Genomic DNA, 17,022 nt, shown 5'->3' on the forward strand with positions numbered 1-17,022 from the left:
GATGGCGCTTCAGTAACCCATCACTCTGGGTAGCCACAGCGAGATTTCAGGCACATAGGCGATCAGGAAGATGGCCGCCACCGAGCCCGCCGCGAACGGCAATGCCTTCAGGGAAATCTCCTCGATGGAGGCGCCGCCTATCCCCGAGGCCACGAAGAGGTTCTCCCCCAATGGCGGCGTCTGGAAGCCGATGGCCAAGGCGCAGACCACCACGATGCCGACGTGCACCGGGTCCATCCCCAGCATGTACATGATCGGCAGCAGCACCGGGGTGAGAATCATGATCGCGGCCAATGTCTCCATGAACATGCCGACGAACAGCAGGAAGAAGATGATCATCGCCCAGATCAGGTAGAGGTTGTCGGTCATCGCCAGCATGCCCTCGGCGATATGGGCCGGCACGCGTTGCTCGACCAGCAGCCGCCCGAAGACCGTCGCCGTGAATAGGATCAGCAGCACGCGACCGGTGATCCAGGTGGTGGTCTCCAGGGTGCGCAGCGTCGGCTTCCACTTGAGTTCCTTGTGCAGGAAGATGCCGACGATCAGGGTGTAGACGATGGCGACGATGGCGGATTCGGTCGGCGTGAAGAGGCCGCTGTAGATGCCGCCCAGGATGATGAAGGGTGCCAGCATCGACCAGACACCCTTCTTCAAGGTGGCGCGAATATGTGGCCACGACCAGCTGTTGGTCAGCCCGCGATAGCCGCGTTTCTTCGAGATCACGTAGTTGATCATCAGCAGGAAGCCGGCGATCACCACGCCGGGCATGACGCCGGCGATGAACAGTTTCGGGATCGACAGGGTCTGGAAGTCACCGTGCATGGCCACCGCTTCAGGCGGCGGCTGCAGGCCCATGCCGGAAATCCCGAAGATCACCATCGGGATCGACGGCGGAATCACCACCCCCAGCCCACCGGAAGAGGCCGTGATCGCCGAGGCATAGCCACGGTCGTAGCCGCGCTTGGCCATCGCCGGAATCATCAGCATGCCGACCGCCGCCGTGGTGGCCGGTCCCGAGCCGGAAATCGCACCGAAGAACATGCAGGCAAATACCGTGGCGGCGGCGAGCCCCCCAGTTACCGGTCCGGCGAAGGCCTCGGCGATATCGACCAGCCGTCGCGAGATGCCGGCGGCCTCCATCAGCGCCCCGGCCAGAATGAAGGCCGGCAAGGCCATCAGCGGGAAGGAACCCACCGAGGTAAAGGCGATCTGCACGAACGCCATCGGGTTTTCATCGATGCTCAGATAGGTCGCCAGCGCCGCGACACCCAGCGAGACGGTGATTGGTGCACCCAGTACCAGCAGCAGGAAGAAGACGCCAAACAGGATGTAGATGATGGTGGAATCGATCATGACTTGCCGCCCTCCTGTCTGTCACTGGGCTGTGCGTCGCTGGCCTGTGGATCACTGGCCTGTGGATCAGTGGCCTGGCCGTCACCGCCCTGCTTCAATTCCTCCATTGCCTGGGAATCCGGGTCCACGATGTCTTCCTTGCGCACGAACTTGAGATAATTGGTCTGGATGATGCGCACCGTCATGGCGGTAAAGGCCAGCGGCAGAATCAGATAGAAGTACTTCATCGGCACACCCAGCGTCTGTGACTTCCAGAACAGATTCATCTTGTTGAACACGAAGTCGTAGCTGTAATAGATGAACACCGCATTGAAGGCGATCCAGATGATATCGGTCAGCACACCGCAGAGGGTTTCCACCCAACGCGGCAGGAATCGAAACTGGAAGGTCACGCGGTTATGCGCCGACATGCGTGTGGCGTAGACAGCGCCCAGATAGGCAAACCACACGAAGGCATAGGTCGCCAACTCGTCTCCCCAGGGAATCGAGTAGCTGAAAAGGTTACGCAGCATGATCTGCGTGAAGAGAATGATGACGAACACCACCAGCAGGAACTGGCAGAGATAGTTCTCGATATTATCCAGAAACTTCAACAATACCCGCATGGATACACATCCCCCGACATCGCCAGCGATGACCACTTGACGCCACGTTTCCCCTGCCAGCGATCACATGTCGACGACATGCTCCTGGCATGCTCATGACAGGTGCCGGCAGGCAGGGGAATCCGGGCGGGCCTTGAAAGCCTCAGCCGTTCAGGAGGTCTTCAGGGCGCGGTGGACGGATCACGTCCGAGGGTCTCGAGCACCTCGACCAGCTTGTCGCGGCCGCCGATGCTGTCATAGAAGTCCGGCCAGATGCTGGAGGCCTTGGCGATCCATTCCTGCTCGTCATTGGCGGGCTGGGTGATGGTCATGCCGTGCTCTTCCACCAGTGATTTCTTGATGGAATCCTCGGTGGCCAGCAGATAGTCGTAGCTGTGCGACGTCGCCTCTTCACCGGCGGCCAGCACCAGTTGCTGATTCTCTTCGCTGAGGCTCTGGAAGGTGCCTTCGCCCATGATCAGCGGTTCCATCGAGAACACGTAACAGCTGTCGGTGACGTGGTTCTGCACCTCATAGAACTTCATGGCATCGATGGTGATGTAGGGATTGTCCTGACCATCGACGACGCCCTGTTGCAGGGCGGTGAAGGTCTCGGACCACGCCAGCGGGTTGGGGTTGACGCCCCAGGACTGGTAGGAGGAGATCATGATCTCGTTCTTGGGCACGCGAATGACCATGCCTTCCAGGTCTTCCGGTGAGGCGACCGCCTGCTTGGAATTGGTCAGACGACGACAGCCGGAATAGGCCCAGCCCAGAATACGGATACCGGAATCACGCAGGGTGTTCTCGCGCAGCTCATCGCCGATCTTGCCTTGCGTCAGCGCCTTGGCATCGTCCGGGCCGTGGATGACATACGGCAAGGTCAGCACGCCGACGGTCGGCGAGAATGGCGTCAGGTTGTTGATCGCCACCACGGACAGGTCAACGAGGCCCATGCTGGCGTTGTTGACGGTATCCTGCTCGCTGCCCAGCTGGCCGTTGGGGAACAGGTCCACCTTGATGTCGCCGCCGGATTTCTCTTCCACCAGGCTTGCGAAGGTCTTGCCCAGTTCATACTGGGTGCCGCCGGCGGCATCGCCGAGGGCCATCTTCCAGGTCGCGGCATTGGCGCCAGCGGCCATGCCCAGACTCGCGGCAGTCACCGCGATGGCCAGCGAGGACTTGAAGGCGCTGGCGCGAGATACGCTGGTGCGAGATACGCCAGTGCGAGTCAGCAAGCGGAGGTCTGAAAGGGTCTGTGTCGAGTCGATCATCTTGTCTGTCCCGTCGTTATTGTTGTTGCGGGCTCCTGACGGCTGCGCGTGATAGCGAGCGGGGTACTGCACCTCATATCGTCAATGACTTCGCGTCTGCACCATTATCCTGCAGCGTCTCATGTCATTCACGATTGCCATCACCTGCTCATCTACAGCCCCAGGAAAGGGAGTGTGAAGTCGCGTCGTGCTTGAACTGTGCTTTCGTTGTACCTGCCAGATCACTTTCTCCCCGTGCGCCATTCCTCGATAGAACCAGTCCGTCGGCATCGATGGGGCCAGTCCCGGCTGGCTATTGCTCTCCCGACGGGGGTCTGCCTCAATGAAGCCGTACCGGTGGCTGCCACCTCAGGGCAGGCAGTGTCCCGCGCGCCGCTCACTGACGGCGCACCGCAGGGCAATCAGGTACAGAAAATGCATATAAAACGGGCACTTCCGCTGGAAAGTCCTCGTGACGACACGCTCGCGAAAACAATAGAGAACACGCATGAGCCATCCGCTGTTTCACCTCGATTCCTCGCGCAAGGAAAGCCTGCAATTCCAGATTCGCGAGCAGATTTCCCAGGCGATTCTCGAAGGCCATCTGCCACGTGATGTCGCGCTGCCCTCCAGTCGCAAGCTGGCCCGCGAGCTGAATGTCGCGCGCAATACCGTGATGCTGGCCTATGAGCAGCTGCTGGAAGACGGCTTTCTGATCGCCCGCGAGCGCAGCGGTTACTTCATCAATCCCGAGATTCTCAAGGGTCGCGCCGACACGCCGGTGCGCCTCAATGACATCGAGGCCGACAGCCTCGACTGGGATGAGCGGCTGGCCTTCAAGCCCTCTGAGCAGCGCGCCATCGAGAAGCCCGGCGACTGGCACCAGTACGACTACCCCTTTCTCTATGGCCAGCTGGACCCGGAATTCTTCCCCACCCAGCACTGGCGCGAATGCAGCCGCGACTCGATGAGCGTGCCGTCGATTCGCAGCTGGTCGGTGGACCACCTCAACAATGACGACCCGCTGCTGATCGAGCAGATTCACCAGCGGCTGCTGCCCCGCCGCGGTGTCTGGGCAAGCCCGGAGGAAATCCTGATCACGGTGGGCACGCAGCAGGCGCTGTGGGTCAGCTGCATGCTGCTGCTCAAGCAGGGCCAGCGCTTCGCGATGGAGAACCCCGGCTACGTCGACATGTACAACATCGCCAGCACCTTCACCGATGACATCCAGCTGCTGCCCATCGACGACAAGGGCATGCAGCCGCTGGAATCGCTCAAGGACTGCCGCCTGGTGTATGTCACGCCCAGCCACCAGTCGCCGACAACCATCACCCTGCCGCTGGAGCGCCGCCGCCAGCTGCTGGACATGGCCGAGACCGGCAACTTCCTGATCATCGAGGACGACTACGAGAGCGAGAGCAACTACGCTGACAACCCGACACCCGCGCTCAAGAGCCTCGACCGCCACAAGCGCGTCATCTATGTCGGCAGCCTCTCCAAGACCCTCGCCCCCGGTCTGCGCCTGGGCTACATGGTCGCGCACCCGACCCTGATTCGAGAGGCCCGCGCCCTGCGCCGCCTGATGCTGCGCCATCCGCCGACCAACAATCAGCGTGCGGTGGGGCTGTTCATCGCCCGGGGCTACCACGACAGCCTGATCAATCAGATGCACCAGGTGATGCAGCGTCGCTTCCTGCTGATGCGTGACGCCATCCAGCGCCATCTGCCGATGATGAGCACGCCGGCCACCTACGGCGGCTCCTGCTTCTGGATGCACGGCCCGAAGAGCCTGAATGCCCACCGCCTGGCCGCCCTCGCCCGCGAGCAGAGCATCCTGATCGAGGTCGGTGACCTGCACTTCTTCTGTGATCGCGACAGCCACCGCCACTACTTCCGGCTTGGATTCTCGGCGATTCCGGAATCACGCATCGAGGCCGGCATCCTCAAGCTGGCCGCACTGGTGCCGCTGGCGATGGAGGAGGCGCCGTCGGTTGCTGATGCAGAGACAGAAGCACCGGAGACGGACGCAACGAAGACGGACGCACCGGAAACACAAGCACAGCCGTTACCCCCTCAGCCCGCCCTGCCCACTCCCCACGGCGCATCACGTCGGCAGCGCGCCAGCTAGCCTGACCCTTGCGAGGAGATGAAAGGCGAGACGAGTCGCCGTATCGGCCATGGCGAGGCAAACCCTGCCCCTCCCAAGCAACAACAACCCGCAATGATTATCTTCTGGATAACAAAGATGCTCCCGCACTGATCATGAAATCGATCAATGCGGGAGCATCCGGGTCATCGTGGCGTCAGTGGCGAGTCACACCTACTGCGCCTCATCCTTCATCGCGTACCAGCGATACAGGCAACGCTGGCCGGTGCGGCGGAACGGTGCGAACAGCGGGGATTCGACCTTGTTGAGCACATTGGGATACGGCAGGCGTGACTGGAAGATCGGCAGTACGAGATCCGCCGCGTCCCTGGCGATCCACTGGGCGAGGCGCTTGCCCGCCTGGGCGGAATACATCACGCCGTTGCCGCCATAGCCCATGGCGTAATAGATGCTCTGCTTGGGGTCCGGCTGATGGATGCGCGGCATCATGTCGTGGCTGACATCCACCCAGCCCCACCAGGAGTAATCGACCTCGATGCCGCTCAGCGCGGGGAACTTGCGGTGCATGTCGGCGATCAGCAGCTGCTCGTACTGCGCCTTGGGCGCGTCACGCCCCGAGACGGCACTGCGACTGCCGATCTGCAGGCGGTTGTCCGGCAGCAGGCGATAGTAGTGGCGCAGCATGCGGGTATCGGTGAGCACCTGATGGGTATGGAAGCGGGTCGCCTCGATTTCCTGCGCCGTCAGCGGGCGCGTCACCAGCGAATTGGAGAGCACCGGCATCAGGCGCTTGTCGAGCTCCGGATGCAGCTTGCCGGAGGTGTAGCCGCCAGTCGCCATGCCCACCGAGCGCGCCTTGACCACGCCACCCGGCGTCGTCAGATAGTGCACGCCATCGCGGGTCTCCCAACTCTCCACCGGGCTTGCCGGGTGCACCTTGACGCCCAGGCGGCGCGCCTTGCGCAGATAGCCGAAGGCCAACTTGCCCGGGTGCACGCCGATACCTTCCGGCTCGTGCATCGCGCCGCAGGCCTCTTCATCACCGACCCACTCATTGCGCACCGTGGCGCCATCGATGATGCGGGCATCGTAATTGAAGGTCTCGCGCAACAGGCGCGCTTCCTTCTCCAGCCCCGGCATCATGCGCTCGCGGTGGGCGATATACAGATGGCCGCCCGGCTGCGGATCGCAGTCGATGTCCTTGATCAGTTCCTTGAAATTCTCCATGCCCTCGACGCACTCGCGGTGCAGGCCGTGGGCGGCCTCGAGGCCGTAACGCTCGATCCACTGCGAGCGCTTGAGGCGGCCGGTGGCGCACTGCGCCTGACCGCCATTGCGGGTCGAACAGCCCCAGCTGACCCGATTGGCCTCCAGCACGGTGGCCTTGATGCCGTACTTCTCGGCCAGCACGATGGCGGCGGTCAGCCCCGTGAAGCCGGAGCCGACGATCACCACGTCGGCGTCGATATCGCCCATCACCGGGCCATCGTCTGCCGGCGGCTCACCGGCGGTGGCGACCCAGTAGGTCGGCGCGTAGTCGCGCCCTTCGCCAGGGGTGGCGCTCACCAGCGGGTCGTAGGCCGGGTCATAGGGCCGCGAGGCCTGAGTGGCCGGGCGCTGCTCTGATTCGTTGCCCATGTCCGACGGCCGGGCGCCGTGCTGCACGATAGTTTCCATCTCGAACACCTCCTCTCACCCACGGGACGCACGCCACGACCTGACGCCATGACGTGCCGCCCCCGAGGCAAAGACAGCTTCAGAAACCTCTTCCCTGATCGGTGCGCCGCTGGCGCTCAGACGTTGACGGGCGGACGGTTCTTGCGGAAGGCATTCTTGATCGCGATCTTGCCATCACGCAGCGTGAAGGCGTCGATCATGCGCGCTTCGCTGCGCGCGCCATCGGCGGTGGTGCCGGTGTAGGTGCTGATGACGAAGCCACGCTCGCCATCGGCGAAGATTTCCGCGTCGATCCACTGGGCATCCGGCGCGTTCTGCCAGGCGGCGGAGAGGCCCGCACGCACGGCGTCCTGACCGGCGAAGGTCTTGCCTTCGAGTTCCGGCCCGGCGATGGCGAGGAATTCGCAGTCATCGGTCATCATCGACAGGCAGTCGTCGATGTCGTGACGGTTGAGGGCGTCGCAGAAGGCGGTCAGCAGTTCGATGGTGGCTTGGTGAGTCATGGGTCGGGCTCCGCAGTCTTGTTGTTGGGCTTGTTGTTGAGCTGATGAGCGGCAGCAAGCGCTGCGCCATGACCCGAGACTACGCCGACACTTGCACCGCCCTTTAGCACCAGTTGGCTGCCACCGATTGGGCCAGTTGGCACCAAGGGGGCTGCCCTGGTGCCAACTGGTCCCATCGCGCCGCGCTGATGCTGTACCAAGGCCGACCAAGCGCCGCCCTGGGGAGAGTCAGCCTGCGAGGGCCGTGGGCGCTGCCACACCCGGTGGCATGAAGGCCTCCGCTGACATGAAGCTCTCGCGCCCGAGCAGGATGTCGCTGAGCAGGCGCGTGGCGGCGGGCGCCAGCACCAGGCCATTGCGATAGTGACCGGCATTCACGTAGAGGCCATCAAGCCCCGGCACCGCGCCGATGAAGGGCGTACCATCCGGCGTGCCCGGACGCAGGCCGGCCCAGTGATGCTCCGGCGCCAGCTCACCCAGCGCCGGCAGAATGCTCGCGGCGCTGGCATGCAGCGACTCGCGCGCCTGCGCGGTGGTGGACTTGTCGAAGTCCTGATGCTCCAGGGTCGAGCCGATCAGAATCCGCCCATCGGCGCGCGGAATCACGTAGCGGCCATCGCACAGCACCACCCGCGACAGCAGCGGCGCATCCACACTGCAAAGCCCCGCCGCCACCGGATTGAACACCATCATCTGGCCCTTCACCGGCCGCACCGGCAGTAGCACACCGGCGGCGGCGAGCAACTTGCCACTCCAGGCGCCGCCACACACCACGACGTTGTCTGCGCTGAGGGTCTCATCAACAAGCCGGACGCCCGTGACACGCGATGGCGTGGCAAGCACCAGCTGCGTGACCTCGCACTCTTCACGCACCCGGATACGCGGATGCGCCAGCAGACGCGCACGCAGCGCCTGACCGAGGCGCGGATTGCGGATGCTGCCGAGCGTCGGCATCCATAGCGCCTGCTGATGGCCACTGGCCAGATGCGGCTCGCGCGCGTAGAGCGCCTCACGCTCGATCACCTCCAGCGGCTTGTGCTGGGTGCGCGCCCAGTCCAGCGCCAGCGCCTCATCCTCGACCCGCAGATAGATCAGGCCCTTCTGGCGGTATTCGGGGTCGATGCCGGTGGCGTCCTTGAGCGCCTCGGCAAGCCTGGGGTATTCGCCTTCTGACCAGCGTGACAGTGATGAGATGGCACTCGAATAGCGCCACGGATACAGCGGCGAGACGATGCCGCCACCGGCCCACGATGCCTCGCGTCCGCACTGACCGCGCTCCAGCAGCGTGACCGTCTGGCCGGCCTCGGCCAGCTGCCACGCCATCATCATGCCCATCACGCCGCCACCAATGATCAGGGTATCGCTCATCTGCCTTGCTCCTGCGGGGAATGAATAATCACAAATCTCATATTTCGATACGATTTGCATTATTTTTAGAAACAAAGCTATATTCACAGCATTGCCGCCGCCCGGTTTGCCTGTCTCCCCGCGACAGGTCTGCCGGGCAGCCACCAACAAGAATGACGAGGGAGACACCCCGTGAGCGACGCCACCTTGACGCCTTCCAGCAGTGATGAAAGCTCTGCCAATGATGCAAGCCCTGCCAGCGATGCAGGCCCCGCCGCCTCTGCCGAGCAACCGCTGCCCGCCGGCCAGTTGCAGCCCACTGAGCTGCGCGGCGTGCGCGAGCTGTTCGGCATCGACAGTGACCTCAAGGTGCCGGTATTTGTGGAGCGCGACGCCCACGTGCCGGAAATCGACCACGCCTATCGCTTCAATCCCGACGTCACCCTCGCCATCCTCGCCGGCTTCACCAACAACCGCCGCGTGATGGTTCAGGGCCTGCACGGCACCGGCAAATCGACCCATATCGAGCAGATCGCCGCGCGTCTCAACTGGCCGTGCCTGCGCGTCAATCTCGACGGCCATGTCAGCCGGCTGGATCTGGTCGGCAAGGACGCCATCGTGATTCGCGACGGCGTGCAGGTCACCGAATTCCAGGAAGGCATCGTGCCCTGGTCGCTGACCCGCCCCATCGCGCTGATCTTCGATGAGTACGATGCCGGCCGCCCGGACGTGATGTTCGTCATCCAGCGCATTCTGGAGCGTGACGGCCACTTCACGCTGCTCGATCAGAACCGCGTGATTCGCCCGCATCCGCAATTCCGGCTGTTCGCTACCGCCAATACCGTCGGGCTTGGCAATCAGGATGGGCTCTATCACGGCACCCAGCTGCTCAACCATGCGCAGATCGACCGCTGGAACATCGTCGCCAAGCTGGATTACCTGCCGCGTGAGGAAGAGGTGAAGATCGTGCTGGCGCGTGTGCCCGCCAAGGACAACGAGCGTGGCCGCGCCCTGATTCGCGCGATGGTCGCGGTGGCCGACCTCACCCGCAAGGGCTTCGCCAATGGCGACCTGTCGAGCCTGATGTCGCCGCGCACCGTGATCACCTGGGCGGAGAACTGCGAGATCTTCCGCAACCCGGCGCTGGCCTTCCGTCTCTCCTACCTCAACAAGTGCGATGAGCATGAGCGCCCGCTGGTCGCCGAGTTCTATCAGCGCTGTTTCGTCAAGGAACTGGAGGAATCCGCGGCGCTGATGGAGAGCGACCTGATGGATGAACAGGACAGCGACAAGGGAGCCCGGGCATGAGTGCGGCCCAGCAGGTACGCCGTCGTCAGCAGTATCTCGAGGAGCTTTCTGCGGCGAGTCTCGGGGCACTCAGCGGTCAGGCCGGCTGGGCCTATCGGGGGCGGCGCCTGAGTCGGCATGCTCAGGCGTTGCCATTGCGCACGCCGCATCTGCGCCTTGAGGAAGATGACTGCACGCTCGACAACTATCGCGCGGTCAGCGATGCCATCGCGCTGCGCCTGGTCCACACCGACGAGGCGCTGCATCTGGCGGCGCGTCCGGCGCTGCCGGAAACCCGCCTGATCTATGACCTGCTGGAGCAGCTGCGCGTCGAGGCGCTGGTCGACCCTGACATGCCCGGCGTGAAGGAGAATCTGGCGCGGCGCTTCACCGACTGGTGCCTGGCCTTCTATCACGCGGGCCTGACCGAGACGAGCAGCGGCATCCTCATCTACAGCGTCATCCAGTCGTGCTGGTCGCGCCTGATGGCCTGTGCGGTGATCCACGAGACGGAGGATTACATCGAGACGACGCGCGCCTCCTTCTATCAGGCGCTGGGCGCTGACATGGCGGGGCTGAGACGCACGCGTTTCGATCAGGCGGCCTATCAGCAGCATGCGCTGAACATCAGCCTGTGGTTGGAGCAGGAACTGGCCGCATCACTGGAGGAGCAGGACGGCGAGGAGGATGACGAGTCAGAAGCCAGCCAACGCTTCGCGCTGTTTCTGGAAAACGAGGATGAGGAAGCGAGTCTGCTCGAGGAGCAGGCGGCGTCGCAGCTGCCGAGCCATCGGCGTGGCGCGCCGGAGGAATTGCTGCCCTATCAGGTGTTCACCACGGCCTATGACCGCGAGCTGGAACCGGCCAGGCGCATGCGCGCGGCCCTGCTCGATGAGTATCGTCAGGCGCTGGATACGCGTCTGGCGGAGCAGAAGATCAACGTGCGGCGCCTGGCACGTCAGCTGGCGCGCCATTTCAGCTCGCCGCAGCGTGAGGGCTGGCACTTCGGGGAGGAGGAAGGAATCATCGATGGGCGGCGGCTGAGTCAGGTGATCTCCTCACCGGCCGAGCGGCGGGTCTTCCAGCGCGAGCGCTGGGTGCCCGAGGCCAGTGCGCAGGTCAGTTTCCTGATCGACTGCTCCGGTTCGATGAAGGTGCATGGCGAGGCGGTGGCGATGCTGATCGAGATACTCGCCCGCGCGCTCGACATGGCCGGTGTGCCCACCGAGGTGCTCGGCTTCACCACTGGCGCCTGGAATGGCGGCCGCGCCCTGAAGGACTGGCGACGCGCCGGCAAGCCCGCGCGTCCGGGCCGCCTGAATGAAGTGCAGTATCTGGTCTTCAAGCCCGCCTCACTGGCGTGGCGACGTGCGCGCCGCAACTTCGGCGCCCTGCTCAAGGCCGATCTCTACCGCGAAGGCGTGGATGGCGAAGCCGTGCAATGGGCCTGCTCACGTCTGGCCGATAACACTCCTGCCGACGAAGGCGCGCGCCGTCTGCTGGTCGTCATCTCCGATGGCAGCCCCTGTGACAGCGCCACCAACATGGCCAATGACGAGCACTACCTCGACAGCCACCTCAAGCAGGTTGTCGCGCAACAGACCCGCTCCGGCCGCCAGGCCATCCTCGGCCTCGGCGTCGGGCTGGACCTCAGTGCCTACTACCCCAACCAGCTGATCATCGATCTTGAACGCACCCTCGACAACGCCCTAGCCGATGAAATCGTCTATCACATGGCGCTGGCGTGTCGGCATCAGGGGATGTGAGCTGCTGCGAGCACACGGTGCTCTACCAGCAACGACATCTCACTCCTCAACCACCCGCGTGATCCGGTGATTGCCCAACTGCCCCGCTCTCGCCGCCAGGCCATTCTCGGCCTCGGGCTGGTTCTCTGCGCCGACTACCCTGCCCAGTGGATCATTAACCTCGAAACGCCCCCCCCCCGCGACAATGCCCTCGCCGATGAAATCGTGTATCACATGGCGCTAGGGTTTCGACATCAGGGAATGTGATTGAAATGTAATATTAGCCTAATATTAATCACACATGTAACCTCCAAAAATTTCATTAAATTCATTCTCAGCATCAGTAATAAATTCAAGCAACTTCGCGTGCAAGTCGCGAAAGTTACTGCAATTGATATCCACATAGGGTGAAACAATTAAGTTCATCTTTTCTTTTTGTTCCGATAATGACTTAGGCACTTCCAAAAAACTTGGATAATCATTAGTAAAAAAATCTCTTTTCATCGAAAACACCATAAGAAAACTTATTATCGCTGAATATTTTCCTCGCAGTTTTTGAAATTTAATTTTCTCCTCTAATGATAAGATTTCATACGCATGCCAGCATCTAGTATTTTGTGGCTCAGTATACAAGTGAACTCGATATGCAGCATCACCAACCGTAGGACAAAAATATCTATCCCACCAAGCAGAAAAATACTTTTTCTGAAATTCCTCATACGTCAAACCATGTATATTCGTATTTTTGATATAGCTCTCAGCCCCAGACTGCAGGCCTCTCTTAGTAATCAAGCACCCTATATTAGCTCCTGTTTCGTGCATAACAGTAGTAAAAGCATGCACAATAGCTTGAGGTATTTTGGTGTTCCAATTTTTACATTCGACCACATAGCTAATATTATCAAGACTATCCATATCTATAGCATAAACATCGACCTCAACGGAGCCTCTCGGTGTTCCAATGTTAACCTCAGTGTTAGCTATAAGTCCGACGTCTTGTAATAGCCTACAAACAGAATTTTGTAAATCATGCCAATCAGTAAATTCTTCTCTATCGATCATACCAATACCTTTTTAGCTTCTATTATAATATAAAATATTGTGTTTCATGTATTTTTCATCACGTAGGTCCTTGCTTCTTTCACCTTGATCAACCTAAAAAGCTTATTGATAAAGCCCAAAAAAAGCACAGACGATATCATTGATAAAAATATAAATTTACTTTGATCATCTTTAATTGAATTTATCCTTTTTATTTCAGCGCCATTAGTAAAAGAACCACATACAAAATCAACTTCATATCTATTTAGTTTAGAGTTTATTACCTGTTGCGAGTGCATATAATCATCAAGCTTACAAACTTTCTCACTTATTACCCATTCAGAAGCATTGAAAGAAAATGGGTTAACTCTTATACTCTTTGCTTCATTTTTATTTAACCCGAACCATTTTTGATCATCTGTAAACCTAACTATTGCATAATCTGTAACACCAATGCCAAAAGACAAACAAGAGAAAGCAAGAAAAAACAAAACAGCACTAAAACTCAATATCAATTTAGTAGGCTTCACCTTTCTTATTCTCATATTTTGGAAATCAAAATATCCACTTGTACTACTAACTCTATTTATTTCTAAATTATGCGTTTCAATCCAAGCTTTAAACTTTTTAGCATCATCAATAGATTTTGCACCAATATTAAACAAAGCATTAAATCTTTCGACATCCTGCCTAGTTTTCCAAAAGTTTTGTAGAGAGGTGTCATAAAAGTCATTTCCTCCTGTAATCAATGTATAAAAACGACTTAACAGTCCATAAGACGACCCAGACCTCGTATGAAAATATACGACTGAACAGATCATTAAAAACAATAATGCAGCACTAAAACTGGGCAGCTCCCATAAATTAGAGTAAATCGTTTCCACCTTAACCTCCCCTCACCAGAAATATTAGAAAAACTATAAACATGAATCATTCTAGAATAAAATCAAAAAAAGGGGAATGTGACAGTAAAAAATACTGAAAACAGTATCATACAAAATAGAACGGGTAGAATTCGGCTACCCGACCTATTAATTGCTGATTTGAATTTAGAAAATAAGCTAGGGATCAAACTTACTAGGTACGCTGCTGTGCCTGGACGACAGTGACCGCAATGACATTGAGGATGTCGGCGGTGGAGCAGCCGCGCGAGAGGTCGTTGGCGGGTTTGGCGAGGCCCTGGAGCAGCGGGCCGATGGCTTCAGCACCGCCGATGCGTTCGGCGAGCTTGTAGCCGATATTGCCGGCTTCCAGATTGGGGAACACCAGCACGTTGGAGGTGCCTTTGACACGGGAGGTGGGCAGCTTGCGCTCGGCGATTTCCGCTACGATGGCGGCGTCGAGCTGCACGTCTTCATCGATGGCGATATCCGGGCGTTGCTCGCGTACCCGATGCGCGGCCTGCACCACCTTGTCCACTGAGGCGTGATGCGCGCTGCCATTGGTGGAGAACGACAGCATCGCCACGCGCGGGTCTTCCCCGAGCAGAGCCTGGGCGCTGTCGGCGGCGGCCAGCGCGATCTGCGACAGCTCCTCGGCATCGGGGTCGATCACCAGCCCGCAGTCCGAGAAGATCATCCCGCCCTTCAGGTTGTGGAACGGCTTGCACAGCATCATCAGAAAGAAGCTGGAGACCAGCTTGCTGCCCGGCGCCAGCCCCAGCAGTTGAATGGCGGTGCGCACCACATCGGCAGTGGTGAGCACGGCACCGGCCACCGAGCCATCCGCCAGCCCTTCGCGCACCATCATGTTGGCGAACGTCAGCGGATCATGAATCTTCTCGGCGGCCTGCTCCGCCGTCATGCCCTTGGCCGCGCGATGCGCGTGCAGCGCCTCGGCAAGCCTGGCGGTATGCTCGGAGGTGACGGGGTCGATCAGCTCGAGCCGTGCCAGCGCCTGATCCTCAAGCCCGGCTTCTCTGGCGGTGGCGGCGATGACGATGGGGTCGCCGACCACCATCACCTGCGCCAGGCCCTGCTCCGCCGCGCTCACCGCCGCCTGCACCACCCGCATGTCCTGCCCTTCGCAGAGCACGATGCGACGCGGGTCTGCCTTGGCCCGCGCCAGAATGTTGTTGAGTGCCTTCATGTCTGTCTCCTCGCTGCCCTTGCAGGCAGCCGACACATCCAAAAAGCCCCGGACATCTGAAATGGCCGGGGCAAGGGAGAGTTCCAGTCCTGCTTGCGCGTCGCGCTACACCCGCTTCATCGCGCTGCCATCCATGACCTGCACAGCGCGATCAGCGATGGGCGTTACACGTAATCCTGATACTTCTCGAGCAGACGCACCGGCTTCTTGAGGGCGTCGCGGCGGAACGGGTCGCCCAGTTCGCGAGTACACATCACCTCGATGACGCAGGTCTTGCCTTCGTTCATCTGCATGTCGATGGCCTTCTTGAGGGCCGGGCCCACGTCTTCCAGACGGTCGACGGTGATGCCTTCGGCACCCATGGAGCGCGCGATCTCGGCGAAGCTTTCGTTGTCCAGCTCACCGGCGACGAAGCGACGGTTGTAGAACTCGACCTGGTTCTTCTTCTCGGCGCCCCACTGACGGTTGTGGAAGACGACGGCGGTGACCGGAATGTCGTGACGCACGGCGGTCATGATTTCCATCAGGCTCATGCCCCAGGCGCCGTCACCGGCGTAGGCGATGGCCGGACGTTCCGGCGCGGCAGTCTTGGCACCCATGATGGTCGGCAGCGCATAGCCGCAGTTGCCGAAGCTCATCGGGGCGAAGAAGCTGCGCGGACGATCGAAGCGCAGATAGCTGTGGGCCACGGAATTGATGTTGCCGATGTCGGTGGACACCATGACATCTTCCGGCATGGCCTTTTCCAGCTCGCGCAGTACCTGACGCGGGTGCAGGTATTCGCCGCCGGAGAACGGCTTCTCGTCCTTGGCTTCTTCGATGGCGTCGAGGCTGAAGGCGTCCTTCTCGTGGGTCCAGGTATCCAGCTCGGCTTCCCAGGCGGCCTTCTCTTCACGAATCTGGGTCAGACGCGAATCCTTGGAGGCATCGCATTCCAGATTGCGGCCGGACAGGCGCTCGGTCAGGGCGATGGCTGCTTCACGCGCATCGCCGCAGATGCCGACGGAGATCTTCTTCACCAGGCCCAGCATCTTGTGGTCGGCGTCGATCTGGATGATCTTCGCGTCCTTCGGCCAGTAGTCCATGCCGTGCTGCGGCAGGGTACCGAACGGCCCGAGGCGTGTGCCCAGCGCGATGACGACATCGGCCTGGGAGATCAGCTTCATGCCCGCCTTGGAGCCCTGATAACCGAGCGGACCACACCACAGCGGGTGGCTGGCCGGGAAGGAATCGTTGTGCTGGTAGCTGTTGACCACCGGCGCGCCGAGACGCTCTGCCAGTGCCTTGCACTCCTCGACGCCATCGGCCATCACCACACCGCCACCGGAAACGATGACCGGGAACTTGGCGCTGGCCAGCAGCTCGGCTGCCTCATCCAGGCTCTTGCTGCCACCCGGGCCGCGGTCGACACGTGCCGGCAGCGGAATCTCGCATTCGATCTCGCCGTAGAAGTAGTCACGCGGAATGTTGAGCTGGGTCGGGCCCATCTCGGACATGGCGCGGTCGAAGCAGCGACCGGTGTATTCCGCCATGCGCGACGGGTGCGTCACGTGGCCCTGGTACTTGGTGAATTCCTGGAACATCGGCAGCTGCTTGCATTCCTGGAAGCCGCCCAGGCCGATGCCGGTGGTGCCGGCTTCCGGCGTGACGATGACCACCGGGCTGTGCGCCCAGTAAGCCGCCGCGATGCCGGTGACGCAGTTGGAGATGCCCGGGCCGTTCTGGCCGATGACCATGCCGTGACGGCCGGAGACGCGAGCATAGCCGTCGGCCATGTGGGCAGCGCCCTGCTCGTGCACCACCGGAATGAGGCGAATGCCGGCCGGGGCGAAGATGTCCATCGCATCCATGAAGGCGGAGCCCATGATGCCGAACATGTCGGTGACGCCATTGGCGACCATGGTTTCCACGAAGGCCTCGGAAGGGGTCATCTTCTGCTTGCCCTGCACGACCTTGCGATTGTCTGCGCTGTCTTGAGTGCTCATGGCGTCTCCAACTCTAAATTTTATGTTTATTGATACATTTAGTTCCGATTAC

At 60.3% G+C, this 17,022-nt stretch carries 13 protein-coding genes; 3 read left to right on the top strand and 10 right to left on the bottom strand.

Annotated elements, in window-relative coordinates:
• Positions 1 to 9: 9 nt before the first annotated feature.
• The 3 genes from R1T44_RS14245 to R1T44_RS14255 form a co-directional block, all read right to left on the bottom strand.
• Positions 10 to 1,353, bottom strand: a complete 1,344-nt coding sequence (locus tag R1T44_RS14245; protein ID WP_197738683.1) for a TRAP transporter large permease — start codon at positions 1,351 to 1,353, stop codon at positions 10 to 12.
• Positions 1,350 to 1,958, bottom strand: coding sequence for a TRAP transporter small permease (locus R1T44_RS14250; protein WP_284726582.1), 609 nt, complete (start codon positions 1,956 to 1,958; stop codon positions 1,350 to 1,352). Before R1T44_RS14250 ends, R1T44_RS14245 begins: the two co-directional genes overlap by 4 nt.
• Before the next feature lie 161 nt (positions 1,959 to 2,119).
• Entirely contained in the window at positions 2,120 to 3,211 is a 1,092-nt protein-coding gene (locus R1T44_RS14255; protein ID WP_284726583.1) for a TRAP transporter substrate-binding protein, read from the bottom strand.
• A gap of 487 nt (positions 3,212 to 3,698) precedes the next feature.
• Here R1T44_RS14255 and pdxR point away from each other — a divergent pair, with 487 nt between their 5' ends.
• The gene (gene pdxR, locus R1T44_RS14260) at positions 3,699 to 5,318 is read left to right on the top strand and encodes a MocR-like pyridoxine biosynthesis transcription factor PdxR (RefSeq protein ID WP_284726584.1); all 1,620 of its coding nucleotides are present in this window, start codon (positions 3,699 to 3,701) and stop codon (positions 5,316 to 5,318) included.
• 192 nt (positions 5,319 to 5,510) lie between these two features.
• Here the strand turns inward: pdxR and R1T44_RS14265 are convergent, their stop codons facing one another.
• From R1T44_RS14265 to thiO, 3 genes are all read right to left on the bottom strand, one after another.
• Positions 5,511 to 6,974, bottom strand: a complete 1,464-nt coding sequence (locus tag R1T44_RS14265; protein WP_284726585.1) for an NAD(P)/FAD-dependent oxidoreductase — start codon at positions 6,972 to 6,974, stop codon at positions 5,511 to 5,513.
• 116 nt (positions 6,975 to 7,090) lie between these two features.
• On the bottom strand, positions 7,091 to 7,477 hold the full coding sequence (locus R1T44_RS14270) for a nuclear transport factor 2 family protein (RefSeq protein WP_054555520.1): 387 nt from the start codon (positions 7,475 to 7,477) through the stop codon (positions 7,091 to 7,093).
• A gap of 228 nt (positions 7,478 to 7,705) precedes the next feature.
• On the bottom strand, positions 7,706 to 8,845 hold the full coding sequence (thiO, locus tag R1T44_RS14275) for a glycine oxidase ThiO (RefSeq protein ID WP_284726586.1): 1,140 nt from the start codon (positions 8,843 to 8,845) through the stop codon (positions 7,706 to 7,708).
• Positions 8,846 to 9,016: 171 nt separating this feature from the next.
• On the opposite strand from thiO, the gene R1T44_RS14280 reads away from it, so the two are divergent.
• On the top strand, positions 9,017 to 10,132 hold the full coding sequence (locus R1T44_RS14280) for an AAA family ATPase (RefSeq protein ID WP_284726587.1): 1,116 nt from the start codon (positions 9,017 to 9,019) through the stop codon (positions 10,130 to 10,132).
• Complete coding sequence (locus R1T44_RS14285; protein ID WP_317292252.1) at positions 10,129 to 11,877, top strand: cobaltochelatase CobT-related protein; 1,749 nt, start codon at positions 10,129 to 10,131, stop codon at positions 11,875 to 11,877. Before R1T44_RS14280 ends, R1T44_RS14285 begins: the two co-directional genes overlap by 4 nt.
• Positions 11,878 to 12,147: 270 nt before the next feature.
• Here the strand turns inward: R1T44_RS14285 and R1T44_RS14290 are convergent, their stop codons facing one another.
• From R1T44_RS14290 to xsc, 4 genes are all read right to left on the bottom strand, one after another.
• Entirely contained in the window at positions 12,148 to 12,918 is a 771-nt protein-coding gene (locus R1T44_RS14290) for a restriction endonuclease (RefSeq protein WP_284726589.1), read from the bottom strand.
• Between the two features lie 44 nt (positions 12,919 to 12,962).
• Entirely contained in the window at positions 12,963 to 13,781 is an 819-nt protein-coding gene (locus R1T44_RS14295) for a DUF6216 family protein (protein WP_284726590.1), read from the bottom strand.
• Positions 13,782 to 13,974: 193 nt separating this feature from the next.
• Positions 13,975 to 14,985 carry a phosphate acetyltransferase gene (pta, locus tag R1T44_RS14300; protein WP_284726591.1) on the bottom strand — a complete coding sequence of 337 codons (1,011 nt, stop codon included), beginning with the start codon at positions 14,983 to 14,985 and terminating at the stop codon, positions 13,975 to 13,977.
• Positions 14,986 to 15,149: 164 nt separating this feature from the next.
• Positions 15,150 to 16,970 carry a sulfoacetaldehyde acetyltransferase gene (xsc, locus tag R1T44_RS14305; protein WP_317292253.1) on the bottom strand — a complete coding sequence of 607 codons (1,821 nt, stop codon included), beginning with the start codon at positions 16,968 to 16,970 and terminating at the stop codon, positions 15,150 to 15,152.
• Positions 16,971 to 17,022: the final 52 nt, after the last annotated feature.

This window comes from Cobetia amphilecti, assembly GCF_032923285.1.
Lineage (GTDB): Bacteria > Pseudomonadota > Gammaproteobacteria > Pseudomonadales > Halomonadaceae > Cobetia > Cobetia amphilecti.

Excerpts from the sequence above, each read along its gene's own strand:
- R1T44_RS14245 (WP_197738683.1), bottom strand. The coding sequence starts at position 1,353 with ATGATCGATTCCACCATCATCTACATCCTGTTTGGCGTCTTCTTCCTG.
- R1T44_RS14250 (WP_284726582.1), bottom strand. The coding sequence starts at position 1,958 with ATGCGGGTATTGTTGAAGTTTCTGGATAATATCGAGAACTATCTCTGC.
- R1T44_RS14255 (WP_284726583.1), bottom strand. The coding sequence starts at position 3,211 with ATGATCGACTCGACACAGACCCTTTCAGACCTCCGCTTGCTGACTCGC.
- pdxR (WP_284726584.1), top strand. The coding sequence starts at position 3,699 with ATGAGCCATCCGCTGTTTCACCTCGATTCCTCGCGCAAGGAAAGCCTG.
- R1T44_RS14265 (WP_284726585.1), bottom strand. The coding sequence starts at position 6,974 with ATGGAAACTATCGTGCAGCACGGCGCCCGGCCGTCGGACATGGGCAAC.
- R1T44_RS14270 (WP_054555520.1), bottom strand. The coding sequence starts at position 7,477 with ATGACTCACCAAGCCACCATCGAACTGCTGACCGCCTTCTGCGACGCC.
- thiO (WP_284726586.1), bottom strand. The coding sequence starts at position 8,845 with ATGAGCGATACCCTGATCATTGGTGGCGGCGTGATGGGCATGATGATG.
- R1T44_RS14285 (WP_317292252.1), top strand. The coding sequence starts at position 10,129 with ATGAGTGCGGCCCAGCAGGTACGCCGTCGTCAGCAGTATCTCGAGGAG.
- R1T44_RS14290 (WP_284726589.1), bottom strand. The coding sequence starts at position 12,918 with ATGATCGATAGAGAAGAATTTACTGATTGGCATGATTTACAAAATTCT.
- pta (WP_284726591.1), bottom strand. The coding sequence starts at position 14,985 with ATGAAGGCACTCAACAACATTCTGGCGCGGGCCAAGGCAGACCCGCGT.
- xsc (WP_317292253.1), bottom strand. The coding sequence starts at position 16,970 with ATGAGCACTCAAGACAGCGCAGACAATCGCAAGGTCGTGCAGGGCAAG.